At 69.0% G+C, this 25,085-nt stretch carries 23 protein-coding genes and 2 pseudogenes; 20 read left to right on the top strand and 5 right to left on the bottom strand.

The genetic code is table 11. From position 1 onward, the window contains the following. The first annotated feature begins 127 nt into the window (after positions 1-127). The 11 genes and pseudogenes from KSF81_RS13780 (at position 128) to KSF81_RS13730 (ending at position 13,426) form a co-directional block, all read left to right on the top strand. Positions 128-1,501, top strand: a complete 1,374-nt coding sequence (locus tag KSF81_RS13780) for a nitrate/nitrite transporter (protein ID WP_217379474.1) — start codon at positions 128-130, stop codon at positions 1,499-1,501. 30 nt (positions 1,502-1,531) lie between these two features. After that, complete coding sequence (locus KSF81_RS13775) at positions 1,532-2,905, top strand: nitrate/nitrite transporter (RefSeq protein ID WP_217379473.1); 1,374 nt, start codon at positions 1,532-1,534, stop codon at positions 2,903-2,905. Positions 2,906-2,922: 17 nt separating this feature from the next. Further along, a pseudogene (locus KSF81_RS13770) lies at positions 2,923-6,655 on the top strand (nitrate reductase subunit alpha). A gap of 12 nt (positions 6,656-6,667) precedes the next feature. Beyond that, a complete protein-coding gene (gene narH, locus KSF81_RS13765) occupies positions 6,668-8,233 on the top strand; it encodes a nitrate reductase subunit beta (protein ID WP_217379472.1) in 1,566 nt (521 codons plus the stop codon). Positions 8,234-8,235: 2 nt separating this feature from the next. Beyond that, a complete protein-coding gene (gene narJ, locus KSF81_RS13760; protein WP_217379471.1) occupies positions 8,236-8,964 on the top strand; it encodes a nitrate reductase molybdenum cofactor assembly chaperone in 729 nt (242 codons plus the stop codon). A gap of 6 nt (positions 8,965-8,970) precedes the next feature. Then, positions 8,971-9,669 (top strand): respiratory nitrate reductase subunit gamma, encoded by a 699-nt coding sequence (narI, locus tag KSF81_RS13755; RefSeq protein WP_217379470.1) that lies wholly within the window; start codon positions 8,971-8,973, stop codon positions 9,667-9,669. Between the two features lie 11 nt (positions 9,670-9,680). Then, positions 9,681-10,439 (top strand): peptidylprolyl isomerase, encoded by a 759-nt coding sequence (locus KSF81_RS13750; RefSeq protein WP_217379469.1) that lies wholly within the window; start codon positions 9,681-9,683, stop codon positions 10,437-10,439. Between the two features lie 9 nt (positions 10,440-10,448). Beyond that, positions 10,449-11,723, top strand: a complete 1,275-nt coding sequence (gene glp / locus KSF81_RS13745) for a gephyrin-like molybdotransferase Glp (protein ID WP_217379468.1) — start codon at positions 10,449-10,451, stop codon at positions 11,721-11,723. A gap of 12 nt (positions 11,724-11,735) precedes the next feature. After that, the gene (locus KSF81_RS13740) at positions 11,736-12,467 is read left to right on the top strand and encodes a carbonic anhydrase (protein ID WP_217379467.1); all 732 of its coding nucleotides are present in this window, start codon (positions 11,736-11,738) and stop codon (positions 12,465-12,467) included. A gap of 55 nt (positions 12,468-12,522) precedes the next feature. After that, a complete protein-coding gene (gene rpmE / locus KSF81_RS13735) occupies positions 12,523-12,750 on the top strand; it encodes a 50S ribosomal protein L31 (protein ID WP_217379466.1) in 228 nt (75 codons plus the stop codon). A 199-nt stretch (positions 12,751-12,949) separates the two neighbouring features. After that, positions 12,950-13,426: an Hsp20 family protein gene (locus KSF81_RS13730; RefSeq protein ID WP_217379465.1), complete on the top strand. Its 477-nt coding sequence runs from the start codon at positions 12,950-12,952 to the stop codon at positions 13,424-13,426. A gap of 56 nt (positions 13,427-13,482) precedes the next feature. On the opposite strand, the gene KSF81_RS13725 is transcribed toward KSF81_RS13730, so the two are convergent. Together KSF81_RS13725 and KSF81_RS13720 are read right to left on the bottom strand one after the other, a co-directional pair. Next, positions 13,483-14,187: a calcium-binding protein gene (locus KSF81_RS13725; protein WP_217379464.1), complete on the bottom strand. Its 705-nt coding sequence runs from the start codon at positions 14,185-14,187 to the stop codon at positions 13,483-13,485. 80 nt (positions 14,188-14,267) lie between these two features. Beyond that, positions 14,268-14,477 (bottom strand): DUF1192 domain-containing protein, encoded by a 210-nt coding sequence (locus tag KSF81_RS13720; protein WP_217379463.1) that lies wholly within the window; start codon positions 14,475-14,477, stop codon positions 14,268-14,270. Positions 14,478-14,614: 137 nt separating this feature from the next. Here KSF81_RS13720 and KSF81_RS13715 point away from each other — a divergent pair, with 137 nt between their 5' ends. Next, the gene (locus KSF81_RS13715; protein ID WP_217379462.1) at positions 14,615-15,190 is read left to right on the top strand and encodes a DUF1013 domain-containing protein; all 576 of its coding nucleotides are present in this window, start codon (positions 14,615-14,617) and stop codon (positions 15,188-15,190) included. A gap of 34 nt (positions 15,191-15,224) precedes the next feature. Here KSF81_RS13715 and KSF81_RS13710 read toward each other — a convergent pair whose 3' ends face one another. Beyond that, a complete protein-coding gene (locus KSF81_RS13710) occupies positions 15,225-15,395 on the bottom strand; it encodes a YdcH family protein (protein ID WP_217379461.1) in 171 nt (56 codons plus the stop codon). 153 nt (positions 15,396-15,548) lie between these two features. On the opposite strand from KSF81_RS13710, the gene KSF81_RS13705 reads away from it, so the two are divergent. The 8 genes and pseudogenes from KSF81_RS13705 (at position 15,549) to KSF81_RS13670 (ending at position 22,170) form a co-directional block, all read left to right on the top strand. Beyond that, positions 15,549-15,749, top strand: a complete 201-nt coding sequence (locus tag KSF81_RS13705; protein ID WP_217379460.1) for a YdcH family protein — start codon at positions 15,549-15,551, stop codon at positions 15,747-15,749. Between the two features lie 52 nt (positions 15,750-15,801). Continuing rightward, positions 15,802-16,257, top strand: coding sequence for a 5-(carboxyamino)imidazole ribonucleotide mutase (purE, locus tag KSF81_RS13700; protein WP_217379459.1), 456 nt, complete (start codon positions 15,802-15,804; stop codon positions 16,255-16,257). Positions 16,258-16,335: 78 nt separating this feature from the next. Continuing rightward, positions 16,336-17,395, top strand: a pseudogene (locus tag KSF81_RS13695) (5-(carboxyamino)imidazole ribonucleotide synthase). Positions 17,396-17,509: 114 nt separating this feature from the next. Then, complete coding sequence (locus tag KSF81_RS13690; RefSeq protein WP_309139559.1) at positions 17,510-18,631, top strand: OmpA family protein; 1,122 nt, start codon at positions 17,510-17,512, stop codon at positions 18,629-18,631. A gap of 237 nt (positions 18,632-18,868) precedes the next feature. Beyond that, on the top strand, positions 18,869-20,011 hold the full coding sequence (locus KSF81_RS13685; protein ID WP_217379458.1) for an OmpA family protein: 1,143 nt from the start codon (positions 18,869-18,871) through the stop codon (positions 20,009-20,011). 444 nt (positions 20,012-20,455) lie between these two features. Beyond that, positions 20,456-21,016 carry a hypothetical protein gene (locus tag KSF81_RS13680; RefSeq protein WP_217379457.1) on the top strand — a complete coding sequence of 187 codons (561 nt, stop codon included), beginning with the start codon at positions 20,456-20,458 and terminating at the stop codon, positions 21,014-21,016. Positions 21,017-21,086: 70 nt separating this feature from the next. Then, the gene (locus KSF81_RS13675) at positions 21,087-21,317 is read left to right on the top strand and encodes a hypothetical protein (protein ID WP_217379456.1); all 231 of its coding nucleotides are present in this window, start codon (positions 21,087-21,089) and stop codon (positions 21,315-21,317) included. A gap of 58 nt (positions 21,318-21,375) precedes the next feature. Then, positions 21,376-22,170: an enoyl-CoA hydratase gene (locus KSF81_RS13670; RefSeq protein ID WP_217379455.1), complete on the top strand. Its 795-nt coding sequence runs from the start codon at positions 21,376-21,378 to the stop codon at positions 22,168-22,170. A 41-nt stretch (positions 22,171-22,211) separates the two neighbouring features. Here the strand turns inward: KSF81_RS13670 and serA are convergent, their stop codons facing one another. Together serA and KSF81_RS13660 are read right to left on the bottom strand one after the other, a co-directional pair. After that, positions 22,212-23,801: a phosphoglycerate dehydrogenase gene (gene serA, locus KSF81_RS13665; protein WP_217379454.1), complete on the bottom strand. Its 1,590-nt coding sequence runs from the start codon at positions 23,799-23,801 to the stop codon at positions 22,212-22,214. Next, complete coding sequence (locus KSF81_RS13660) at positions 23,801-24,982, bottom strand: phosphoserine transaminase (RefSeq protein ID WP_217379453.1); 1,182 nt, start codon at positions 24,980-24,982, stop codon at positions 23,801-23,803. Before KSF81_RS13660 ends, serA begins: the two co-directional genes overlap by 1 nt. Positions 24,983-25,085: the final 103 nt, after the last annotated feature.

The following is a 25,085-nucleotide window of genomic DNA, read 5'->3' as shown; positions in this document are numbered from 1 at the left end:
GCCTTGCCGCACCTCGCACGGCACGGAAGATCGCTGGCGCTTTCCCGCTCAACTTGATGTGAATCAAGCAGCCGGCCCGCTCCCCCCGTCAGGTTCCGCGCAGATCGAGCAGCCCGGAGGGGGGTCGATGAGCGCGATATCAGGCATGGCAGTGGATAGCGGGGACCGTTCCCGCGCCCTGTGGTCCAGCACGGCGGCCTTCACGATCTGCTTCGCCGCATGGACCATCTTTTCGATCCTCGGCGTGCAGATAAAGCGCGACCTCGGCCTGAACGATTTCCAATTCGGGCTGCTAGTCGGCACGCCGATCCTGACCGGCAGCCTGGTGCGGCTGATGCTCGGCATCTGGGCCGACCAGTATGGCGGCCGCACCGTCTTCACCGGCGTGATGCTGGCGGCCTCCGTCGCCACCTTCCTGCTCTCCTACGCCTATGACTATCCGACCTTCCTGTTGGCGGCGCTGGGCGTCGGCCTGGCCGGCGGGTCCTTCTCGGTCGGCATCGCCTATGTCTCGAAATGGTATCCGAAGGAGAGCCAGGGCACCGCGCTCGGCATCTTCGGCGCCGGCAATGTCGGCGCGGCGGTGACGAAATTCCTGGCCCCCGCGGTGATGGTGGCCTTTGGCTGGCAGATGGTGGCGCAGCTCTGGGCGCTTGGCCTGCTGGTGGCGGCGGTGCTGTTCTGGGTCACCACCAAGGACGACCCGGATCTCGCGGCGCGCCGTGCCCGTGGCGTGCAGCCGGAGAGCTTCGCCGCCATGATGGCGCCGCTGGCCAACCTGCAGGTCTGGCGCTTTTCGCTCTACTACTTCTTCGTCTTCGGCGGCTTCGTCGCCCTGGCGCTGTGGCTGCCGCGTTATTACGTGGGCGTCTACGGCCTCGATATCGTCACCGCCGGCATGCTGGGCGCGGCCTATTCCATCCCCGGCTCGCTGTTCCGCATCCTCGGCGGCACGCTGTCCGACCGCTTCGGCGCGCGGGTGGTGATGTACTGGACCTTCCTCGGCTCGCTGGTCTGCACCTTCCTGCTGAGCTATCCGGCGACGCAATACGTGGTGCAGGGCATCCGCGGCCCGATCGAGTTCAGCCTCGCCATCGGCTTCCTGCCCTTCATGCTGCTGACCATGGCGCTCGGCTTCTTCATGAGCCTGGGCAAGGCCGCGGTCTACAAGCACATCCCGGTCTACTACCCCGGCCGCGTCGGCGCCGTGGGCGGCGTGGTGGGACTGATCGGCGGGCTCGGCGGCTTCATCCTGCCGATGGCCTTCGGGGCGATGAACGACCTGGTCGGCGTCTGGACCAGTTGCTTCATGCTGCTGTTCCTGATCGTGGCGGTGAGCCTGGTCTGGATGCATGGCGCCATCCGCGTGATGGAGAAGCAGGAGCATCCGGCACTGCGCGCCCCGCGCGACCTGCCCGAGGCCGCGCTGCTCGGCGCCGCCGCCCCCACCGCAACCCCCGCTGCGCCCCTGTCGGGCGGCCGTCTGGCCGCCGGCGACTAGCGCAGCCGTATCCCTGCAAGGACAAACAGCATGTCCACCACCGTAACCCCGGTCGGCGCCGCAAGGCCCGGCACACCCGGCGGCACCTGGCTCGATCACTGGGAGCCCGAGAACCCCGCCTTCTGGGCGGCACGCGGCAGCAAGGTCGCCTGGCGCAGCCTCGGCATCACCACCTTCAACCTGACGCTGGCCTTCATCATCTGGTTCGTCGTCAGCGCGCTGGTGGTGCGGCTGCCGGGGCTTGGCTTCAAGCTCACCACCTCGCAGCTCTTCTGGCTGGCGGCGATGCCGGGCCTGGCCGGCGGCACGCTGCGCATCCTCCACACCTTCCTCACGCCGATGCTCGGCGCGCGGCATGTGGTGACGCTCTCCACCCTGTCGCTGCTGGTGCCGGCGCTGGGCTGGTTCTACGCGGTGCAGGACCCGACGACGCCCTATTGGGTGCTGATACTGCTGGCCTTCCTGGCCGGCCTCGGCGGCGGCAACTTCAGCAGCTTCATGCCCGCCACCAGCCTGTTCTTCCCGAAGCGGCTGGCCGGCACCGCGCTGGCGATCCAGGCCGGCATCGGCAATTTCGGCGTCAGCGTCGTGCAATTCGTGACGCCCTGGGTGATCGGCTTCGCCCTGGCCGATGGGCTGCTGGGCGAGGGCCAGAGCTTCAACGCGCAGGGCGGCGCGACGCGGACGCTGTGGCTGCAGAACGCCACTGCCATCTATGTGCCGCTGATCCTGCTCGGCGTCGCCGCCGCCTGGTTCGCGCTTCGCTCGGTGCCGGTGCGGGCGAATTTCCGGGAGCAGCTCGATATCTTCAGCCTGAAGCACGGGCTCATCATGACCGTGCTCTACATCATGACCTTCGGCATCTTCTCGGGCATGGCCGCGGTGTTTCCGCTGCTCATCAAGCAGTGCTACGGCGCGCTGCCCGGGGCGCCCGATCCGCTGACCTACGCCTTCCTCGGCCCGCTGGTCGGCTCGGTGGCGCGCATCGCGGGCGGTCCGATCGCCGATCGCTTCGGCGGCGCGCGGGTCACGCAGGTGGCGGGGATCGGCATGCTGGCCTGCACGCTGGCAGTACCCTTCTACACCAGCCCCGACTCGATGGCGGATTTCTCCGGCTTCCTCGCCAGCATGCTTGGCCTGTTCTTCTTCTCCGGCATCGGCAATGCCAGCACCTTCAAGCAGATGCCGATGCTCTTCCCGCCGCGCCAGGCCGGCGGGGTGATCGGCTGGACCGGTGCCATGGCCGCCTATGGCCCCTTCGCCTGCGGCATGCTGATCGGCCAGTCCATCGCCTTCTTCGGAACGCCGAACGCCTTCTTCTGGTGGTGCGCCGTCTACTTCACCGTCTGCATCGGCCTGAACTGGTGGTTCTACGCCCGGCGCAACGCCCCCAATCCGTGCTGATTACGGAGAAGCACGCAATGTCCCACTTCCTCGACCGTCTCGCCTTCTTCAATCGCCATGTCGAAGGCTTCTCCGGCGACCACGGCCGCGTCACCAATGAGCCGCGCGCCTGGGAAGACGCCTACCGGCAGCGCTGGGCGCATGACCGGATCGTCCGCTCCACCCATGGCGTGAACTGCACCGGCAGTTGCTCCTGGAAGATCTACGTCAAGGGCGGCGTCGTCACCTGGGAGACGCAGCAGACCGACTATCCCCGCACCCGCCCCGGCCTGCCGAACCATGAGCCGCGCGGCTGCGCCCGCGGCGCCAGCTATTCCTGGTATCTCTACAGCGCCAACCGGGTGAAGCACCCGATGATGCGCAAGCGGCTGCTCCAGCTTTGGCGTACCGCGCGGGCCGAGCACGCGGATCCGGTGGAAGCCTGGGCGAGCATCCAGGCCGATGAGCTGAAGCGGCGCGAATACCAGCGCGTGCGCGGCCTCGGCGGCTTCGTGCGGGTGGAGTGGGAGGAGGCGGAGGAATTGATCGCCGCCGCCAATGTCCATACCGCCAAGACGCATGGGCCGGACCGTACCATCGGCTTCAGCCCGATCCCCGCCATGTCCATGGTCAGCTACGCCGCCGGCAGCCGCTACCTGTCGCTGATCGGCGGCGTCTGCATGTCCTTCTACGACTGGTATTGCGACCTGCCCCCCTCCTCGCCGCAGACCTGGGGCGAGCAGACCGACGTGCCTGAAAGCGCCGACTGGTACAATGCCGGCTTCATCATGATGTGGGGCTCGAACGTGCCGCAGACGCGCACGCCGGACGCCCATTTCATGACCGAGGCACGCTACCGCGGCGCCAAGACCGTGGTCGTGACGCCCGACTATTCCGAGGCGTCGAAATTCGCCGATCTTTGGCTGCACCCGAAGCAGGGCACCGATGCCGCGCTCGCCATGGCGATGGGCCATGTGATCCTGAACGAGTGGCATGCGGGCGCGAAAAGCGCATATTTCGACGATTATTGCCGCCGCTACACCGACATGCCGCTGCTGGTGCTGCTGGAGGAAAAGGACGGCCGCCTGGTGCCCGGCCGCCAGCTCCGCGCCGCCGACCTGCCGGAGGATCTGGGTGAGGCGAACAACCCGGACTGGAAGACGGTGGCGGTGGATGACGCCACCGGCCGGCTCTACGCCCCCACCGGCTCCATCGGCTTCCGCTGGGGGGGAGCAGGGCAAGTGGAACCTGGAGGGCCGCGACAGCCGGACTCTGGAGACCACCACGCCGCGCCTGACGCTGCTCGGCAGCGATACGGTGGCCGAGGTGGGCTTCCCCTATTTCGGCGGCCGGGCGCCAGAGTTCTTCAACCCGACCACACATGAGGAGGTCCTCACCCGCCGCATGCCGGCGCAGCGCGTGACCCTGAAGGATGGCAGCACCCGCCTGGCGGTCACGGTCTTCGACCTGTTCCTGGCGAATTACGGCGTGGAGCGCGGCTTCGGCGATGCCGCCGCGAGCTACGATGCCGACGCACCCTACACGCCCGCCTGGGCGGAGAAGGTCTGCGGCGTGCCGCGCGGCCAGATCATCACCACGGCGCGGGAATTCGCCGCCAATGCCGACAAGACCCGCGGCAAGTCCATGGTCATCCTCGGCGCCGCGGTGAACCACTGGTACCACGGCGACATGATCTACCGCGGCATCATCAACCTGCTGGTGATGTGCGGCTGCATCGGCCAGTCCGGCGGCGGCTGGAGCCATTATGTCGGCCAGGAGAAGCTGCGGCCGCAGACCGGCTGGGTGCCGCTCGCCTTCGCTACGGACTGGTCGCGCCCATCGCGGCAGATGAACTCGACCAGCTTCTTCTATGGCCATAGCGGCCAGTACCGGTACGAGAAGCTGGGGGTGCGCGACCTGCTCTCGCCCACCGCACCGGAGGATCTGCAAGGCGCACTGATCGACTTCAACGTGCGCGCCGAGCGCATGGGCTGGCTGCCCTCGGCGCCGCAGTTGCAGGTGAACCCGCTTCGCATCGTCGAGGCCGCCGCGGCCATGGGCGAGGCGCCGGCCGCCTATGTGGCGAACCGGCTGGCCGACGGTACGCTGCGGATGTCCTGCGAGGACCCGGAGAACCCGGCCAATTGGCCGCGCAACATGTTCATCTGGCGCTCCAACCTGCTGGGCTCCTCCGGCAAGGGGCACGAATACTTCCTGAAGCACCTGCTGGGCACGACGCATGGCGTGCAGGGCAAGGACCTCGGCGAGGAAGGCGGCGCCATGCCGGAGGAGATCGTTTGGCGGGAGGCGCCGGACGGCAAGCTCGACCTGCTGGTGACGCTCGATTTCCGCATGAGCACCACCTGCGTCTACAGCGACATCGTGCTGCCGACGGCCACCTGGTACGAGAAGCACGACCTCAACACCTCCGACATGCATCCCTTCATCCATCCGCTCTCGGCCGCGGTGGACCCGGCCTGGGAGGCGCGCAGCGACTGGGCGATCTTCAAGGGGATCGCGCGCCGCTTCTCCGAACTCTGCCCCGGGCATCTGGAGCAGGAGACGGATGTCGTGCTGTCGCCGCTGATGCACGACACGCCGCAGGAGCTGGCGCAGGGCGTGGTGCGGGACTGGAAGCGTGGCGAATGCGCCCCCATCCCCGGCAAGACCATGCCGGCGGTGGCGGTGGTGACGCGCGACTACCCGCGCACCTATGCCCGCTTCACCGCGCTCGGCCCGCTGCTCGATACCTTGGGCAATGGCGGCAAGGGCATCGGCTGGAAGACCGGGCACGAGGTGGAGTTCCTCGCCAAGCTCAACGGCAGCGTCACGGTGCCTGGCACCGAGGGCAAGCGGCCGCGGATCGAGAGCGATATCGACGCGGCCGAGGTGATCCTGAGCCTGGCGCCCGAGACCAATGGTCATGTCGCCGTCAAGGCCTGGGAGGCGCTCGGCAAGGTCACCGGCCGCGACCACACGCATCTCGCCCGCGGCAAGGAGCATGAGGCGATCCGCTTCCGCGACGTGCAGGCGCAGCCACGCAAGATCATCTCCTCCCCCACCTGGTCGGGGATCGAGAGCGAGGAGGTCTGCTACAATGCAGGCTATACCAACGTCCATGAGCTGATCCCCTGGCGGACGCTGACCGGACGGCAGCAGCTCTACCAGGACCATCCCTGGATGCTGGCCTTCGGCGAGGGGCTTTGCGTCTACAAGCCGCCGGTGGACCTCAAGGCGCATATGGCCATGGTCGGGCGCCAGCCGAACGGCCACAGGGAGCTGACGCTCAACTTCATTACGCCGCACCAGAAATGGGGCATCCACAGCACCTACAGCGACAATCTGCTGATGCTGACGCTCAACCGCGGCGGCCCCGTGGTGTGGCTGAGCGAGATCGATGCCGCGAAGGCAGGCCTCGAGGACAATGACTGGGTGGAAGCCTTCAACCTGAACGGCGCGCTCACCGCCCGCGCGGTGGTCAGCCAGCGCATCCCGGAAGGGATGATCATGATGTACCACGCGCAGGAAAAGATCGTGAACACGCCAGGCAGCGAGGTGATGAAGACCCGCGGCGGCATCCACAACAGCGTCACGCGCACCACGCCGAAGCCCACGCATATGGTCGGCGGCTATGCGCAGCTTTCCTACGGCTTCAACTACCACGGCACCATCGGCACCAACCGCGACGAATTCGTGGTGGTGCGCAAGATGGCCAAGGTGGACTGGATGGATGAGCCAGGACCCACCGCCATGCCCGTGGCCGCGGAATAAGGAGCGATTGCCATGAAGGTCCGCGCCCAGATCGCGATGGTGCTCAACCTCGACAAATGCATCGGCTGCCATACCTGCTCCGTCACCTGCAAGCAGGTCTGGACCAGCCGCGAGGGTGTCGAATACGCCTGGTTCAACAATGTCGAGACCAAGCCCGGCATCGGCTACCCCAAGGACTGGGAGAACCAGGACAAGTGGAAGGGGGGCTGGAAGCGCAAGCGGAACGGCAAGCTGGAGCCCCGGATCGGCAACCGCCTGCGGGTGCTGGCGAAAATCTTCGCCAACCCCGACATGCCGCAGATCGACGATTACTACGAGCCCTTCACCTTCGACTACGGCCATCTCCAGACCGCCGGCGAGAGCAAGGCGATGCCGACCGCGCGGCCGGTCTCGCTCATCACCGGCGAGCGGATGGAGAAGATCGAATGGGGGCCGAACTGGGAGGAGATTCTCGGCACGGAATTCCGCAAGCGGTCCAAGGACCGCAACTTCGAGGCCGTACAGAAGGACATCTACGGCCAGTTCGAGAATACCTTCATGATGTACCTGCCGCGGCTCTGCGAGCATTGCCTCAACCCGGCCTGCGTCGCGGCCTGCCCCTCCGGCTCCATCTACAAGCGGGAGGAGGATGGCATCGTCCTGGTGGACCAGGACAAGTGCCGGGGCTGGCGCATGTGCGTCTCCGCCTGCCCTTACAAGAAAATTTACTACAACTGGCAGTCCGGCAAGGCCGAGAAATGCACCTTCTGCTTCCCGCGCATCGAGGCGGGCGAGCCGACCGTGTGTTCGGAAACCTGCGTCGGCCGCATCCGCTACCTCGGTGTCATGCTCTATGACGCGGACCGGATCGAGGCGGCGGCGAGCGTCGAGAACGAGCAGCACCTGTATCGCTCGCAACTCGATGTCTTCCTCGATCCCTCGGACCCCGAGGTGATCGCGGCGGCGCGGCGGGATGGCGTGCCGGAACTCTGGCTGGAAGCGGCGCGCAAGTCGCCGGTCTACAAGATGGCGATCGAATGGGGCGTCGCCTTCCCGTTGCATCCGGAATACCGCACCCTGCCGATGGTCTGGTACGTGCCGCCCCTCTCGCCGGTGCAGAGCGCGCATGAGGCCGGCCATGTCGGCTGGGATCAGGCGCTGCCCGATGTGAAATCGCTGCGCATCCCGGTGCGCTACCTGGCCAACCTGCTGACCGCCGGGGCGGAGGCGCCGGTGGTGCTGGCGCTGCAGCGGATGATGGCGATGCGGATGCACATGCGCGGCCGCACCGTGGAGAACCGCATCGACACCGACGTGCTGGAACAGGTCGGCCTCAGCCTGGAACAGGTCGAGGAGATGTACCGGGTGATGGCGATCGCGGATTACGAGGACCGCTTCGTCATCCCCAGCACGCATCGCGAATATGCGGAGAACACCTTCGACCTGAAATCCGCCTGCGGTTTCAGCTTCGGCAATGGCTGCTCCACCAGCGGCTCCACCGGCGCCAACCTGTTCTCGGCCAAGCCAACCTCGGCCGGGCGGCAGTCGCCGCGCGTGGAGATCCGCCGCGTCCCGGCGAAGCAGCCGGAGGAGGCATGAGCATGCGCCTTTCCCTTCGCGCCCTGGCGGCGCTGCTCGCCTATCCCAGCGCCGCGCTCCAGCCGGCGCTGCCGGAGGTCCGGGCGGCGCTGGCCGCGGACCCCGCCTTCGCGCCGATGCTGCCGGACCTCGATCGCCTCATCGCGCATCTCGGCGGCGATCTGCTCGATACGCAGGAGGAGTATGTCGGCCTCTTCGACCGCACCCGCAGCCTGTCGCTGCATCTCTTCGAGCATGTGCATGGCGACAGCCGGGAACGCGGCCCGGCCATGGTGGAGCTGAATGGCATCTACGCCGCGGCAGGGCTGGAACCCCGCCCCGGCGAGTTGCCGGACTACCTGCCGATGCTGCTGGAATACGCCGCCGTGGCGCCGGAAAGCGGCGCGGAATTGCTCGCCAATGCGGTCCCGGTGCTGGACCTGCTGCATGCGAGGCTGACCTCGCGCGGCAGCCCCTATGCCGCCGTGCTGGGCGCCGCCCTGCTTTTCGCGGGTGCGAGGCCCGGGACCGTCGCCGTCCCGGAGGAGCCGGACCCGACGCCGGAGGAACTCGACGCCGCCTATGAGGAAGCGCCGGTCACCTTCGGCCCGGGCGCCGATCCGGCCGCCGAATGCGGCACCGACGTCATCGCCGCGAAGCTGCGCGCCGCGACCAGGCGTGCGCCCGGCGTCCCCCTCCCCACTCCGCGCCGCCCCGTGGTTCGCCACGTCGCGTCGCTCGGCCAAGGCTGAACTGCCATGTCTGACTTCCTGCACAACCTCGCCTTCGGTATCTACCCCTATATTGCCGTGGCGATCTTCCTGCTCGGCAGCCTGGTGCGCTTCGAGCGGGAGCAGTATTCCTGGCGCAGTGGCTCCTCGCAGCTGTTGCGGGCGCGGCAATTGCGCATCGGCAGCAACTGCTTCCATATCGGCATCCTGTTCCTCATGTTCGGCCATACCGTGGGCCTGCTGACGCCGCATGAGGTCTATGGGCTCTTCATCACCGCGCCGCAGAAGCAGATGATGGCGATCATCTCCGGCGGCGCGGCGGGTGTGTTGTGCTTCCTCGGGCTGAGCCTGCTGCTGCATCGCCGGCTCTTCGACAGCCGCATCCGCAAGACCTCCGCGGTGGCGGATATCGCGATCCTGGCGATGCTCTGGGTGCAACTCGTGCTGGGCCTGCTGACCCTACCCTTCTCGCTCGCGCATAGCGACGGGCATGTGATGATGCAGCTCTCGCACTGGGCGCAGCACATCGTGACCTTCCGGTTGGATGCGGCGAGCTATCTCCAGGGCGTGGACTGGGTCTTCAAGGCGCATATCCTGCTCGGCATCACGCTCTTCGTGGCCTTCCCCTTCTCCCGCCTGGTGCATATCTGGTCGGCGCCGCTCGGCTATGTGTTCCGTCCCTACCAACTCGTGCGCCGCCGCAATCGCGGCACCCGCGCGGCCTGATGGTGAGCGCCATGATCCGCGTGGATGACATCGAGATCCCCGAGCGGGCGATCGCCGCCGAGATGCAGCACCATCCGGCCGCGACGCAGGCGCAGGCCTGGCAGCAGGCCGCGGAGGCCCTGGTGGTGCGGCAGTTGCTCACCGCCGAGGCCGCGCGCCGCGGCTTCACCGAAGCGGACGACGAGGAAGCGGCGGTGGGCCGCCTCCTCGATGCCGAACTCACCCTGCCGGAGGCCGATGAGGCCACCTGCCGACGCTGGTACGAGGCGAACCGCGCCCGGGTCCGCAGCCCGGAACACTGGCAGGCCGCGCATATCCTGATCGCGGCCGACCCGGAGGAGCCGGAGGCCCGCCGCGCCGCCGAAGCCACGGCCAGCACGCTGCTCGCCGAGTTGCAGGCCGACCCCTCGCGCCTGCCGGCGCTGGCCCGGGCGCATTCCGCCTGCCCCTCGCGCGGGCAGGGCGGCGATCTCGGGCTGATCGAGCCGGGCAGCACCGTGCCGGGATTCGAGGCGGCGCTGCGCAGCCTCCAGCCGCAGCAACTGCACCCCACGCCGGTTGCCACCCGCTTCGGCCTGCATGTGCTGCAATTGCTCCGGCACGAACCGGGCCGCGACCTGCCCTTCGAGGCGGTGCGGGAGCGCATCGCCACCTGGCTGCGCGAGGCGAGCTGGCGGCGCGCGGTGCATCAATATATCGCGGTGCTGGCCGGCCGCGCCCGGATCGAGGGCTTCACCCTCGCCGGCGCCGATGGGACCCTGGTGCAGTAGGAACCCACCATGCCGGACGGCACGCTGATTCCACCCACCTGCTGCGACACCGAGCCCGGCCTGTTGCCGCTCGCCGAGGCTCGCGCCCGACTGCTGCGCGGCGTGATGCCGGTGGCCGGGACGGAACTGCTGCCGCTTGGCGCCGCCGCCGGCCGGCTGCTGGCCGATGCCCCGCGCGCCGCCATTGCCCTGCCGCCCTTCGACCAGTCCGCCATGGATGGCTATGGCCTGACCGTCATCGATCTCGCCACCGGTGCCGCGCCGCTGCTGGTGCGGCGCATCGCGGCGGGGGATGCGCCGGGGCCGGCGCTGCAACCAGGCCGGGCGGTGCGGCTGCTGACCGGCGCGCCGGTTCCCGAGGGCGTCGCCGCGGTGGTGATGCAGGAGCATGTCACCCTGGAACAGGGTCGCGTCCTGCCCCACCGCCCGGCACGTCCGGGCGACAACCTCCGCCGCCGGGGCGAGGATGTCGCCGAGGGCGAATGCCTGGCCGAACCCGGCACGCGGCTCGATGCCAGGCATGTCGCCCTGCTGGCGGCCGCAGGGCTGGAGCGGGTCCTGGTGCGGCGGCGCCTGCGGGTGGCCCTGCTCTCCAACGGCAATGAACTGCGCGGCATCGGCGCGGCACGGGACGTGGCCGCGGTGCATGACAGCAACCGGCCCATGCTGCGCGCCCTGCTGGCCGGGCCGGAGGTCGATTGCACCGATCTCGGCCTGCTGCCCGATGACCCGGTGGCGCTCGCCGCCGCCCTGGCGGGGGCCGCGGCGGGGCATGACCTGATCCTGGCCTCGGGCGGCATCTCGGGCGGCGATGCGGACCACCTGCCGCGCGCCCTCGCGGCCGCGGGCGGCGCGGTGGCGGTGCTGCGGCTGGCGCTGAAACCGGGCAAGCCGTTGGCACATGGGCGGCTGGGGGACGCGCTCTGCCTCTTCCTGCCCGGCAATCCACTGGCGGCGCTGGTGACGATGCTGGTGCTGGGGCGGCCGCTGCTGACGCGGCTCGCGGGCGGCACGGTCCCGGCCGGGGCACCACCATTGGCCGCGGTTTCGGCCGAGGCATTCTCCCGCCGTCCCGGGCGCGAGGAATTCCTGCCCGCCCGCATCCTCGGCCATGACGCGGCTGGCCTGCCCCTGCTGGCCCGGGCCGGCGAGGCGGGCTCCGGCCGGCTGCTGCCGCTCTCCCGAGCCGATGGGCTGCTCTGGCTGCCCGCGGCGGCCGAGCGGGTGGCGCCTGGCGACCCGCTTCGCTTCCACCCCTTCAGCGCCGCTTTCGGCCTGGGCTGAGGATCGACGCCCATGGACATGCCCATCCCCGGCGGCGCCACCGGCGCCCTCGCCCGGCTGCTGACCGGCTTCGAGCGCTTTCGCCAGCAGCATTTCGATACCGACCACGACCTCTATGACAGCCTGCTCGACGGGCAACGGCCGGAGGTGATGGTGGTGGCCTGTTCCGACAGCCGCACCGACCCCGCGATCATCTGCGGCGCGTTGCCGGGCGACCTCTTCGTGGTGCGGAACGTGGCGGCGCTGGTGCCGCCGCCCGTGGCGGACGGCCATCCGCACGGCACCGCCTCCGCCATCGAATTCGGGGTGAAGGCGCTGGGGGTGCGGCATATCGTGGTGCTCGGCCATTCCTTCTGCGCCGGCGTGCGCTGCCTGCTGGAGCACGACCACGGCAGCCGGCCCTTCGATTATGTCTCCGACTGGGTCGAGGTGGCGCGCGAGGTGCGCGAGGAAATGGACGGGCTGGTGACCGAGGCCGAGCGCGCCCTGGTCGCCCGCCTGGCGGAACAGGCGGCGGTGCTGACCAGCCTTCGCCACTTGGCCGCCTATCCCTTCATCGCCGAGCGGGTGGCGGCGGGCAGCCTGGCGCTGCATGGCTGGTATTTCCACTTCGGCTGGGGCGTCCTGCAGGCGGCCGCAGGGCCCCGCGGCCCCTTCCGCCAGGTGGATGCCGCGGCGCCACTGATGCCGGCGATCGGCATGATGGTGCCCGAAGGTTGCGCCTCCCCTGCCCTTCCCCTATAGCCCCGTCTCCCGCGGCCGGTCGGCATCGGCCGCACCTTGATCGCGAGCGCGCCCCATGAAGCCCGACATCCACCCCGAATACCACGAGATCAACATCGTCATGACCGACGGGACCGCCTTCACGACGCGGTCCTGCTACGGGAAGGCGGGCGACACGATCCGCCTCGATATCGACCCGAAGTCGCACCCGGCCTGGACCGGCGTGCAGCGCGTGATGGATACCGGCGGCCAAGTGGCGAAGTTCAACAAGAAATTCGCCGGCATCGGCGCCCGCAAGAAGTAGCGCCGGGCCACCAATTTTGGCTGCGTGACGCAGCGCCGCCCCCCCTTGAACCGGGGGGCGGCGCTTTCCAATTCTATGCCTGTCAGGGATGCCCCACGGGGTTCCTGGCGCGGCAATGTCCGACAGGCGCCCTATCGGGGCCGGACGGGACAGGCCGCTGGCATCAATGGACCTTGCTTCCTCAAGGAGGTTCCGAGCAATGAACACCCTCGACTTCTCTCCCCTGTTCCGCACCGCCATCGGCTTCGACCGGATGGCAGGCATGCTGGAGACGGCCCGCCGCACGGCGGACGCCCCTTCCTATCCGCCCTACAATATCGAGAAGACCGGTGAGGACAGCTATGTCCTGACCATGGCCGTCGCCGGCTTCGGCCCGAACGACCTCGAAATCGTGGCGCGGGAGAATACCCTCACCGTCACCGGCCGGGCGCCGCAGGCCGAGGAAGGCCGCGCCTATCTGCATCGCGGCATCGCCGGCCGCGCCTTCGAGCGCCGCTTCGCGCTCGCCGACCACATCGTGGTGGAGGGCGCGAACCTGGAGAACGGGCTGCTGCAGCTCAGCCTGAAGCGCGTGGTGCCGGAGGCCCTGAAGCCCCGCCGCATCGCCGTGCAGCCCGGCCAGCCGGAGCGGCCCGCGATCGCCAACCAGCAGGAGCCGCAGGCCCAGGCGGCGTAACGCTTCGGCCTGGAGACGGGGCCGGCGGAATCCCGCCGGCCCTTTCCTTTATCTGCTCAGAGCAGGAAATCCCCCGCGGTCAGGGTCATGGTGCCGCGCAGTAGGATCTCCGCATCCACCACCCCGTCGGCCAATTGCCAGGGCAGGTCCAGGTCGAGCTGTATCAGGGTGTTGCCGCCGCGGATTTCCCAGCGGACCGCGCCGTGCGGCGTGGCCGCCATCGGCCCGCTCCCCAGGTATTCCAACGCCTCCTGCGGCGTGCGGAGATCGCCGCGATAGCCGGTGAGGTCGATCAGATCCTCGCCCGGCTGGAAGTCGTTGATGGTATCGCGCTGCCCAGCGGCCCGGCCGGTATCGAGGCCAAGCGGCATCAGGCCGAAGACGAAGCGGTCCAGTCCGGCACCGCCCGCCAATACATCCACGCCCTGTCCGCCGATCAGCGTGTCGTCGCCGGTGCCGCCGCGCAGCGTATCGTTGCCCGCGCCGCCATCCAGCAGGTCGTGGCCGCCCTCTCCGCAAAGCAGGTCGGCACCGTCCGCAGCATTGGCCATGGCCATCTGGCCGCGCACCAGGCTGCTGCCGGTCCCGCCATAGAGGACATCATCGCCACCGCCGCCGAAAACGCTGTCGGCGCCCAGGCCAGCAAGGATCTGGTCCGCAAGGGCGCTGCCCCACAACCCTTCATCGGCCGGCGTACCGGCCAGCAGCCGGTAGCCCGGCAATAACGGCGTGGAGGTCCCATAGGGCAGGTTGGCGTTCATCACTATGCTCCGCTGCTACCGGAGATTGTATTCACTATCCCCAGATGGGCGAGAAACGGGGCCGTGATATCGCGTGTTCGTTATTGGTCGGCTTGGCCGGGCCGCGGCGGGCGGAAGAACGCCTCGGCGGCATGGCGCTGCGATTCGCGGGCGGCGATGCCGGCCTCGGCGCGGGCGATCTCCGCCCGGAGCGCTTCGATATAGTCGCGCAGATCCGCCACATCCCAGCCATCCAGGGGCATGGGTGTGAACCGTGCGGCCCGCCGCGGGCGTTCCTCTTCCTCGGCCATGCGCGAAATCCTTTCCGTTGCGGGCTTTGACCCCGCCCGGCCCCGCCTCTATATGCCAGCCACGCCGCGGCGAGGGTGCCTTCCGTCCGATGTCATCCCTTTGGCACTCCTCTGGCACCGCTTAAAAGGTTCTTTCCATGACGCAGCCGCTGATGCCCAAGGCCACCGCCGTGTGGCTGATCGACAAGACCTCGCTTTCCTTCGAGCAGATCGCCGATTTCGTCGGCATGCACCCGCTGGAGGTGCAGGCCATCGCCGATGGGGAGGTGGCACAGGGGATCATCGGCTATGATCCGGTCTTGAACGGCCAACTCACGCGGGAGGAGATCGCCCGCTGCGAGGCCGATCCCGCCGCCCGGTTGCGGATGGTGGAAACCACCCTGCCCCTGCCCAAGCCACGCGGCAAGGGCGCCCGCTATACTCCGGTCTCCAAGCGGAACGATCGGCCGGATGCCATCGCCTGGCTGATCCGCCACCACCCGCTGCTGAGCGATGTGCAGGTCGGCAAGCTGGTCGGCACCACCAAGGAAACCATCGCCAAGGTGCGCGACCGGACCCATTGGAACAGCGCCAATATCAAGCCGCGCGACCCGGTGATCCTCGGCCTTTGCACCCAGTCCGACCTGAATGCGGCGCTGCTGGCCGCCGGCGATCGCTCGCATCTCAATCCGCCGGCACCGCTGCCGGAAGCGTCGGAGGAGAGCGCGGCCTGACCGCGCCCTCCCGGCTGGGCCGGTTGCTGCCCGGTCAGTCCTCCCGGCGCAGCCGTTCCATTTCCTCTTTGAGCCTGAGCTTCTCGCGTTTCAAACGGCTGAGTTCCGTCTCGTCGGGGCGTGGCCGGGTATCTTCCTGGGTGATCTGCCGCTCCAGGGTCGCGTGACGCTCCTCGAGTGCCCGGAGCCTCGGCGAATGGTTCATGCGGTACTCTCCTTTGTGCCCTGTGGCACATTCAATGTGCGTGGGCGATCCTGGCCCGCAAGGCCCCGCTGTTGCGCCCGCACCGGGGCATGGTAATGCCCCTGGCGACCCGGTTGCATCCTTATCCTTCATACCCCGAGCCCCCCCGCACCCATGCTGGACGACCGCGACTCCCTGCTGCGCCGCCTGCATGAATTGCGGAGCGAGCATCGCGACCTCGATACCGTCATCGCGCGGCTTGAAGGGCAGCTTGCCGACCAGTTGCAGGTCCAGCGGCTGAAGAAGCGCAAGCTGAAGCTGAAGGACGAGATCGCCTGGCTGGAGAGCCACCTTGTCCCAGACATCATCGCCTGAGCCCGCCCCAGGTGGGGCGCCCGAGGCCGCGCCCCCCCTGGTTGGCATCATCATGGGCAGCCGGTCCGATTGGGACACCATGCGGCATGCGGCGGAGACGCTGGAGCGCCTCGGCGTCGCGCATGAAACCCGCGTGGTGTCGGCCCACCGCACCCCGGAGCGGCTCTTCGCCTATGCCGCCGGCGCCCGCGGGCGGGGGCTGAAGGTGATCGTCGCCGGGGCGGGCGGCTCAGCGCACCTGCCGGGCATGGCGGCTTCCATGACCGCCCTGCCGGTACTCGGCGTCCCGGTGGAAAGCCACGCGCTGAAGGGCATGGACAGCCTGCTCTCGATCGTCCAGATGCCGGGCGGGGTGCCGGTGGGGACGCTCGCCATCGGCCGCGCCGGCGCGATCAATGCGGCGCTGCTGGCCGCCGCCATCCTGGCGCTGTCCGACCCCGCCTTGGCTGGCCGGGTCGATGCCTGGCGGGCCGCCCAGACCGCGAGCGTGCCGGAATTGCCGGCGTGACCAGCTCCCCCCCCCGGTCATTTCCCGTTGCCGCCCGGCGCGACTATAGGGATCCTCGGTGGCGGCCAGCTTGGCCGCATGTCGACCCTGGCCGCGGCCCAGCTCGGCTATCGCTGCCACGTCTTCGCCCCGGAGGCGGACAGCCCGGGCATGCAGGTGGCGGCCGCCGCCACCGTCGCCGCCTATGAGGACGAGGCCGCGCTAACCGCCTTCGCCGCCGCGGTCGATGTCGTGACCTTCGAATTCGAGAATGTCCCGGCGGCGACGCTGGAGGTCCTCGCCCCGCTCGCCCCCTGCCGGCCCGGTGTGGAGGTCCTGCGCATCTGCCAGGACCGGCTGCAGGAGAAGGCCTTCCTGGAACGCGCCGGGGTGCCGGTGGCGCCCTGGCGGGCGGTGCGGTCGGAGCCGGAGCTTGCCGCCGCCATCGCCGAGATCGGCCTGCCGGCGGTGCTGAAGACCACCCGGCTCGGCTATGACGGCCGCGGCCAGGCGGTATTGCGGCAGCCCGAGGATGCCGCCCCGGCCTTCGCGCGGCTCTCGCCGCATCCGCTGATCCTGGAGGGCTTCGTCCCCTTCGTGGCCGAGCTTTCCGCCATCGCGGCGCGCGGCGCGGATGGCGCGCTCGCGGTCTATGACGCGGTGGAGAACCGGCACCGCGACCACATCCTCGACCTCAGCTTCGCACCGGCCCGGGTGCCGCGCCCGGTCGCCGCCGCGGCACGCGGCCATGCCGGCCGGGTGGCCGAGGCGCTGGACCTGGTCGGGGTGCTGGCGCTGGAGATGTTCCTGCTGCCCGATGGCCGGCTGCTTGGCAACGAGATCGCGCCGCGGCCGCATAATTCCCGGGCACTGGACCATGGATGCCTGCCTCGCCAGCCAGTTCGAGCAGCATGTCCGGGCGGTGGCCGGCCTGCCGCTGGCTGACCCCAGCCGACATCACGACAGCGTGATGAAAAACCTGGTCGGGCCGGAAGGCTTGGCACGCTGGCCGGATTTCCTCGCCCGGCCGGGCGTTGCGGTGCATCTCTATGGCAAGACCGAGGCGCGACCGGGCCGCAAGATCGGCCATGTCACCCGTCTTTTGCCTCTCGGCGGCCTGGCCTCCCTCAGGGAATCCGAGGCCCTTTCCGGCCTGTGACGGATTTGCCATGCCGCCCTGTGGCTTCCTGGCCACATTGATGCGGAAATGGTCGCATCCCCGGTGCCACCAGCGCCGGGTGATGTTACGGTGCTTGCACGCGGCGCCGGAGTCGTGGGTTTCACCAACGGTTCGACGCGGCGACTGAAGAATTTGACGGATCGAGGAGAAATGAGGATGAGCCTCAGAAAGGCCCTTCTGGCCGCTACGGTGCTGGCGCTGCCGATGGCCGCGCAGGCGCAGCCCGTGACGGGTCTGTATGTCGGCGCCGGCGCCGGCCTGAACTTCCGGCAGGACGCCTCCGACAGTGGCATCAAGGTCCGCAGCGAAGATGTGGGCGCCGCCGTCGTCGGCTCCATCGGCTGGGGCTTCGGCAACGGCCTCCGCGCCGAGGTCGAGGGCAACTACCGCGATAATTCGGTCGACAACTGGACCGTCAATGGCGTGCGGGCCGGTAGCGCCGGCTACCTGCGCACCTATGGTGTGATGGGCAACGTCCTGTACGACTTCAACCTGCCCGGCCTGCCGATCGTGCCCTATCTCGGTGTCGGCGCTGGCTATGCGTGGAGCGAGATCCACAATGGCCGCTTCAATCGCGGCACCAGCTCCTATCGCGTGGACGACTCCGAAGGCCAGTTCGCCTATCAGGGCATCGCCGGTATCGGCTACAACCTGGGCGCCATGGTGCCCGGCCTGACGCTGACCGCCGAGTACCGCTTCCTCGGCACGCTGGAGCCGAGCCTCAGCGTTACCCGTACGGCCGGCCCGGCACGGGTCGACGTTCCGGGCAGCTTCAAGCCGGACAACTTCAACCACAGCGTCCTGCTCGGCCTGCGCTACGCCTTCAATGCGCCGCGTCCGGCCCCCGTCGCCGTCGCGGCGCCGGTCCCGCAGGAGCCGGCGGTCGCCCGCACCTACCTGGTCTTCTTCGACTGGGATCGCGCCGACCTGACCGACCGCGCCCGGCAGATCATCGCCGAGGCCGCCGGTGCCGCCCGCCGGGTGCAGTCCACCCGCATCGAAGTGGCCGGCCATGCCGACCGCTCGGGCACCCCGCAGTACAACCAGCGCCTCTCCGAGCGCCGCGCCCAGACCGTGGCGGCCGAACTGGTCCGCCAGGGCGTGAGCCGCAACGAGATCGCCATCACTGCCTTCGGCGAGAGCCGTCCGCTGGTGCCGACTGCGGACGGTGTGCGGGAGCCGCAGAACCGCCGCGTCGAGATCGTTCTGCGCTAGGCAGATCGATCCGGACCGGGCTGAATGGAAGGGGCGCCGAAAGGCGCCCCTTCTGCAATCCCGGGCCTCTTCCGGCAGCCCCGCGCATCAGGTGTTGCAATTCTGCCACGGTTGGATCGCTTGCCAACGGGTTGTTGAACCGCAGCGCCAATTTTCCTTCTAGAATTCGTGTGCATCTCGCGGGCGAACCGAGACTTCCTCGGCGAGCGATGCGTCACCTGGAGTGGAGAAGACCGCATGAGTATCCGACAGGCGCTGCTGGCAGCGACCATGCTTTCCCTACCCGCGATGGCCAGCGCCCAACCGGTCACCGGGCTCTATCTCGGCGCCGGCGCCGGCGTGAATTGGAGGGAGAACCCTTCTGACATCAACCTCAGCGGAGGCACCTTCGGCCTGCCGCAGAACGTCACTGTGACCAATGCCGGTAATACCAGCGCCAAGACCGGCTGGGGCGGCGTGCTGAGCCTCGGCTGGGGTTTCGGCAATGGCGTTCGGGCCGAAATCGAGGGCAACTACCGCGAGAACGAGATCGACAAGATCCGTGGTTTCGGCCTTGCGCCCTTCAATGGGGTCGGCGGGTTCCAGCGCAGCTACGGCGTGATGGCGAACGTCTTCTATGATTTCGACCTCGCCAATTTCGGCCTCGGGACGAGCATCATCCAGCCTTACATCGGCGGTGGCGTCGGTTATGTCTGGACCGATTGGCACAATGTCCGCGGCAACAGCTCGCCGACGGGGGCACGTTTCTTCGCTGACGACTCCGATGGCCAGTTCGCCTATCAGGCCATTGCCGGCGTCGCCGCCCCGCTGACCTGGCTTGGCGTCACCGGCCTGAGCCTCACCGCCGAGTACCGCTTCTTCGGCACGGTGGAGCCCAGCATCAACGCGCAGATCCGCAACGCGGCCAATGTCGTGGTCAGCAGCGGCAAGGTCGAGCCGGATAACTTCCACCACTCCATCATGCTCGGCCTGCGCTACGCCTTCAACCAGCCGGCCCCGCCGCCGCCGCCGATGGCCGCCGCGCCGCCGCCTGCGGCCGCACCGGCACCGGCACGCACCTACCTGGTCTTCTTCGACTGGGACCGCGCCGACCTGACTGCGCGGGCACGTGAGATCATCGCCGAGGCGGCGCAGAATGCCCGCCGCGTGCAATCCACGCGCATCGAAGTGGCGGGCCATGCCGACCGTTCCGGCACGCCGCAATACAACCAGCGCCTGTCGCAGCGTCGCGCCGAGGCGGTTGCCGCGGAACTCGTTGCCCGGGGCATCAGCCGGAACGAGATCGCGGTGACGGCCTTCGGCGAAAGCCGGCCGCTGGTCCCGACCGCGGACGGGGTGCGGGAGCCGCAGAACCGCCGCGTCGAGATCGTTCTGCGCTGAGGTCGGTGGTCCCCGGCGGTGGCAACCCCACCGCCGGGGCATCGGCCTCTTCGCCGGGGCGGGACAGCAAAAAAGGCCCTGGGCGGATCACTGCCCCGGGCCTTTTCCTTGCGTGGCGTGTGGACCCTTGGCCGAAGAAGCCGGCATCCGGGCCCCAGGGCGGCGGATGCAAGCCAGAGGTCCGTCGCCTGACGAAAATCTCGATGCGTTCCGCGCCCTGCCGCAAAACATCCCGGCCGCGGTGAAATCAGGCCCTGGAGCCCCGCGGATCCAATATCGCGTCGTCAGAGGACATTGAAAAGGTAAAGCAGAATAAGGATCGGGATGGGGATGCCGAGCAGCCAGAGGAGAATGCCGCGCATGAGAACCTTCCGTTGTGTTCCGATCCGATTCGAACGCGAGCCTGGCTCGGCCGCTCCCGGCCGCGGCGGGAATAACCACCTCGTGAAGCCCGGCCGCGCCCATGTCCGGCAGGTATCCCTCCTGGCCGGGTTGCTGTTGCTTCTGCTGGCCCCAGGCTGTGCCCGGGATCCAAGCGCGAATTACCTGGGCGGCATCGGCGACCCGGTGCGCGGCGCCGCCCTCTATGCTCCGCGCAACCTCGGCGATACCAGCCGCTGGGCCGGGCAGCCGGCGGAGGCCGCGGTCGCGGCGGAGCAACTGGAATTCCTGACGAACGAGTTGCAGACCAACCCGCGTTACGCTCCGGAGGTGAATCCGGCGGTGACGCAGCAATTGGCGGCGGCCCGGGCGGAAATGCGGGGCTTCCTCGGCATCGCTCCCACCGCCCCGCCTGAGCCGGTGATCGAGGGGCTGCGCCGCGCCGCCGCGGCCTTGCGCGCCGGCAATCGCGCCGGGGCGGAGGCGGCACTCTCGGGTCCCAGCTTCACCGCCGGGCCACTGGTAACGCTGGCTCGCCTCAACGCGATGCCACGCCTGCCCCGCACCGCCGAAGCGGCCGGCGCCGTGGCAGCCGAGCTGGATCGGCTCGATAGGCGCCGTTAGAGCCGATCGCGGCCTGGCGTGAACCTCCGGGAGCGGGCCTCTGCTCTGCAAAAACAAGGAGCTGCGGCAGATGGCGTTCATCCCTGGACGCCAGAAGCCCTGGGTGATCCCCTCCAGCCGCAAGCGGATAGAGGCCCTCGATGAAATCCAGGTCGCTGTGGCAGGGACCGGCGAAGGCGGTGCGCACCGGCACCTCCCGCCGCTTCGGCCTGGCGAGCGCGACTTCCTCGACCGTCAGCGGCTGGTTCACCTGATGCGGGACGGCTGCCTTCTCGGCGTCTCTCCCCAGGGATGGGGTTGAGCCTGACACGCGGCCCCGGTGTAGACTCCAGCCCGGACAACCCGGGGGGGGAGACACCATGGAACCCGAATTGCTGACCGAGCGCCTGGATGGCGTGCTGCTGCTGACGATGAACCGGCCGGATGCGCTGAACGCGCTTGGCGGCACCATGATGTGGGACATGCTGCAGGCCATGCAGACCGCCGCCACCGACCCCGCGATCGGCTGCGTGGTGCTGACCGGCGCCGGCCGCGGCTTCTCGGCCGGCGGCGACATGAAGGCGCGCGCCACCGGGGCGAAGCCGCCGCCGGCCACCCCGGAACAGGGCGCCGACGAGTTGCGCGCCCGCATGGAATGCTCCCGCCTGCTGCATGAGATGCCGAAGCCCACCATCGCCATGGTGAATGGCGTGGCCGCAGGCGCCGGCATGTCGCTGGCCCTGGCCTGCGACATGCGGATCGCCGGCGAGAGCGCGCGCATGACCACGGCCTTCGCGAAGATGGGCTTCTCCGGCGATTTCGGCGGCCACTATTTCCTGGCGCGGCTGGTCGGGCCGGCCCGGGCGCGGGAGCTGTATTTCACCTCCGAGGTGCTGGATGCCGCGAAGCTGGAGCGCCTCGGCCTGGTGAACCGGGTGGTGCCGGATGCGGCGCTCAGGGAGGAAACCATGGTGCTGGCCCGCCAACTCGGCCAGGGGCCGCGCGTCGCCTGGCGCTACATGAAGCGCAACATGAAGGCGGCCGAGGAAGGCACGCTCAGCGAGGCGCTGGATGCCGAGGCGATCGGCATGATGCGCTGCCGCGACACCGAGGACCATGCCGAGGCGCTGCGCGCCTTCATGGAGAAGCGCCCGCCGGTCTTCAGCGGACGCTGATCCTGCGCGCCGAGGCCGGAGCGGCCTCGGCGCCGGCTCTGTCAGAAGGCCAGCGGCGTCGCCTGCACCACCAGCGGCAGGCGCCGCACCTCGGCCAGCACCACCTCCGGCATCGGCCCGTCCAAGCCGACCAGGCAGATGGCATCGCCGCCAGGCGCCGAGCGGCCGAGATGGAAAGTGGCGATGTTGATCCCCGCCTGTGCCAGGATCATGCCGAACTGGCCGATGAAGCCCGGCCGGTCCTGGTTCGTCACATAGAGCATGTGCGGCGCGAAATCCGCCTCCACCGCGATGCCCTTGATATTCACCAGCCGCGGCTTGTCGCCCGCCACCAGCGTGCCCGCGACGGAGCGCTCGAAGCGGTCGGAGACGACGGTCAGGCGGAGCAGGGTCTGGTACTCGCCGGACCGTTCATGGGTGGTTTCGGCCACCTCGATCCCGCGTTCCTTCGCCACGACAGGCGCATTCACCATGTTCACCGCGCCGAGCAGCGGGCCGAGCACGCCGGCAAGGGCCGCCGCGGTCAACGGGCGGCGGTTCAGCTCACCGGCATGGCCCTCGTATTCCACGCGGATGGCGCGGATGGCGCCGTCGGTCGCGGCGGTGAGCTGCCCGGCCATGCTGCCCAGCAACCGCGCCAGTTCCATATAGGGCTTGAGGCGCGGCGCCTCCTCGGCGGTGACGGAGGGCATGTTGATGGCATTGGAGACGGCGCCGGTCAGCAGGTAGTCGGCCATCTGGTCGGCCACCTGCAGCGCGACGTTCTCCTGCGCCTCCGCCGTGGCGGCGCCGAGATGCGGCGTGCAGACCACGTTCTCCAGCGTGAAGAGCGGGCTGTCGGTGGCGGGCTCCGTCTCGAAGACATCGAGCGCGGCACCGGCCAGGTGGCCCTGCTTCAGCGCGTCATAAAGCGCCGCCTCGTCCACCAGGCCGCCGCGGGCGCAGTTGATGAGGCGCGCGCCCTTCTTCAGCCGGAACAGGTTCTCGCGCGAGAGGATGTTGCGGGTCTGCTCGGTCAGCGGTGCGTGCAGGCTCACGAAATCCGCGCGCTCCAGCAGTTCCGCCAGTTCCACCTTCTCGACGCCGAGTTCCAGGGCGCGCTTCTCGGAGAGGAAGGGATCGAAGGCGATGACCTTCATCCTGAGCCCCACCGCGCGGTCAGCGACGATGGAGCCGATATTGCCGCAGCCGACCAGGCCGAGCGTCTTGCTGAAGAGCTCGACGCCCATGAAGCGGTTCTTCTCCCACTTGCCCGCCTTGGTGGAGGCGCTGGCCTCCGGCAATTGGCGCGCGAGGGCGAACATCATGGCAATGGCATGTTCGGCCGTCGTGATGGCATTGCCATAGGGCGTGTTCATCACCACCACGCCGCGATGGGTGGCGCTGGTGACATCCACATTATCGACGCCGATGCCGGCGCGGCCCACCACCTTGAGGTGCGGCGCGGCCTCCATCACCTCCCGCGTCACCTTGGTGGCGCTGCGCACCGCCAGCCCGTCGTAGTCGCCGATGATGGCGCGCAACTCCGCCGGCGGCAGGCCAGGCTTGAAGTCCACCGCGATGCCGCGCCGCTTGAAGATCTCGATGGCGGCGGGGGAGAGCTTGTCCGAGATGAGAACCCGGGGCGCCATCAGACGGCCTCCTTCGTGAAGTCAGCTTCCACCTGGGCGAAGGCCCAATCGAGCCAGGGCAGCAACGCCTCGATGTCGCTGGTCTCCACGGTGGCGCCGCCCCAGATGCGCAGGCCCGGCGGGGCGTCGCGATAGGCGCCGGCGTCCAGCGCCACGCCCTCCTTCTCCAGCAGCGAGGCCAGCTTCTTGGCTGCCGCCGCCTGCTGTTCCGCGGCCAGGGCGGTGAACCAGGGGGCCACCAGCTTCAGGCAGATGGAGGTGCAGGAGCGGGTCGCCGGCACCTCTGCCAGGAACTCCACCCAGGGGGTCTTCGCCACCCAGCCGGCGATGGCGGCCAGATTCTCCTCGGACCGCGCCACCAGGCCCTTGAGGCCGCCAAGTTGTTCCGCCCAGCGCAACCCGTCCAGCGCGTCCTCGACGCAGAGCATGGAGGGGGTGTTGATCGTCTCGCCCTTGAAGATGCCCTCGTTCAGCTTGCCGGACTTGGTCATGCGGAAGATCTTCGGCATCGGCCAGGCGGGCGTGTGGGCTTCGAGGCGCGCCACGGCACGGGGCGAGAGCGCCAGCATCCCATGCGCCGCCTCGCCGCCCAGCACCTTCTGCCAGGACCAGGTGACGACATCCAGCTTGTCCCAGGGCAGGTCCATGGCGAAGGCGGCGGAGGTGGCATCGCAGATCGCCAGCCCCTCGCGCTCCGCCGGAATCCAACCCGCATCGGCCAACCGCACGCCCGAGGTGGTGCCGTTCCAGACGAAGACCACGTCGCGCGACCAGTCGGCGGCGGCGAGGTCGGGCAGGCGTCCATAGGGCGCCTCGATCACCCGCGCATCCTTCAGCCTGAGTTGCTTCAGGACATCGGTGGCCCAGTCCTTGGAGAAGCTCTCCCAGGCCAGCACATCGACCCCGCGGGCGCCGAGCAGCGACCACAGCGCCATCTCGACCGCCCCGGTATCGGAGGCCGGCACGATGCCGAGCCGCCAGCCCGCCGGCATGCCGAGGATGGATTTGGACCGCTCGATCACCTCCGCCAGCCTTGCCTTGGGCTGCGCGGCGCGGTGGCTGCGGCCGGTCATGGCGCCGGAAAGCGCCTCCAGCGTCCAGCCGGGGCGCTTGGTGCAGGGACCGGAGGAGAATTGCGGATTCGCCGGACGTGATCCGGGCTTGGAGGCGGATTGCGCCATGTTGCGCTCCCTTCCAGAAGCAGATGCGCCCCGGTGGGGGGCGTGGCCCGCCGGAAGGGTTACGCCTGGCGAGGCCCGGGATCAAGCCTCCGGCAGCGCCACT

The sequence above is a fragment of the Siccirubricoccus sp. G192 genome, from assembly GCF_019084075.1.
Lineage (GTDB): Bacteria > Pseudomonadota > Alphaproteobacteria > Acetobacterales > Acetobacteraceae > G192.
The sequence above is the reverse complement of the archived record's forward strand: the minus strand, read 5'-3'. Positions and strand labels throughout refer to the sequence as shown.

Coding starts and splice junctions, on each gene's coding strand:
- KSF81_RS13780 (WP_217379474.1), top strand. CDS start 128: ATGAGCGCGATATCAGGCATGGCAGTGGATAGCGGGGACCGTTCCCGC.
- KSF81_RS13775 (WP_217379473.1), top strand. CDS start 1,532: ATGTCCACCACCGTAACCCCGGTCGGCGCCGCAAGGCCCGGCACACCC.
- narH (WP_217379472.1), top strand. CDS start 6,668: ATGAAGGTCCGCGCCCAGATCGCGATGGTGCTCAACCTCGACAAATGC.
- narJ (WP_217379471.1), top strand. CDS start 8,236: ATGCGCCTTTCCCTTCGCGCCCTGGCGGCGCTGCTCGCCTATCCCAGC.
- narI (WP_217379470.1), top strand. CDS start 8,971: ATGTCTGACTTCCTGCACAACCTCGCCTTCGGTATCTACCCCTATATT.
- KSF81_RS13750 (WP_217379469.1), top strand. CDS start 9,681: ATGATCCGCGTGGATGACATCGAGATCCCCGAGCGGGCGATCGCCGCC.
- glp (WP_217379468.1), top strand. CDS start 10,449: ATGCCGGACGGCACGCTGATTCCACCCACCTGCTGCGACACCGAGCCC.
- KSF81_RS13740 (WP_217379467.1), top strand. CDS start 11,736: ATGGACATGCCCATCCCCGGCGGCGCCACCGGCGCCCTCGCCCGGCTG.
- rpmE (WP_217379466.1), top strand. CDS start 12,523: ATGAAGCCCGACATCCACCCCGAATACCACGAGATCAACATCGTCATG.
- KSF81_RS13730 (WP_217379465.1), top strand. CDS start 12,950: ATGAACACCCTCGACTTCTCTCCCCTGTTCCGCACCGCCATCGGCTTC.
- KSF81_RS13725 (WP_217379464.1), bottom strand. CDS start 14,187: ATGAACGCCAACCTGCCCTATGGGACCTCCACGCCGTTATTGCCGGGC.
- KSF81_RS13720 (WP_217379463.1), bottom strand. CDS start 14,477: ATGGCCGAGGAAGAGGAACGCCCGCGGCGGGCCGCACGGTTCACACCC.
- KSF81_RS13715 (WP_217379462.1), top strand. CDS start 14,615: ATGACGCAGCCGCTGATGCCCAAGGCCACCGCCGTGTGGCTGATCGAC.
- KSF81_RS13710 (WP_217379461.1), bottom strand. CDS start 15,395: ATGAACCATTCGCCGAGGCTCCGGGCACTCGAGGAGCGTCACGCGACC.
- KSF81_RS13705 (WP_217379460.1), top strand. CDS start 15,549: ATGCTGGACGACCGCGACTCCCTGCTGCGCCGCCTGCATGAATTGCGG.
- purE (WP_217379459.1), top strand. CDS start 15,802: ATGGGCAGCCGGTCCGATTGGGACACCATGCGGCATGCGGCGGAGACG.
- KSF81_RS13685 (WP_217379458.1), top strand. CDS start 18,869: ATGAGTATCCGACAGGCGCTGCTGGCAGCGACCATGCTTTCCCTACCC.
- KSF81_RS13675 (WP_217379456.1), top strand. CDS start 21,087: ATGGCGTTCATCCCTGGACGCCAGAAGCCCTGGGTGATCCCCTCCAGC.
- KSF81_RS13670 (WP_217379455.1), top strand. CDS start 21,376: ATGGAACCCGAATTGCTGACCGAGCGCCTGGATGGCGTGCTGCTGCTG.
- serA (WP_217379454.1), bottom strand. CDS start 23,801: ATGGCGCCCCGGGTTCTCATCTCGGACAAGCTCTCCCCCGCCGCCATC.
- KSF81_RS13660 (WP_217379453.1), bottom strand. CDS start 24,982: ATGGCGCAATCCGCCTCCAAGCCCGGATCACGTCCGGCGAATCCGCAA.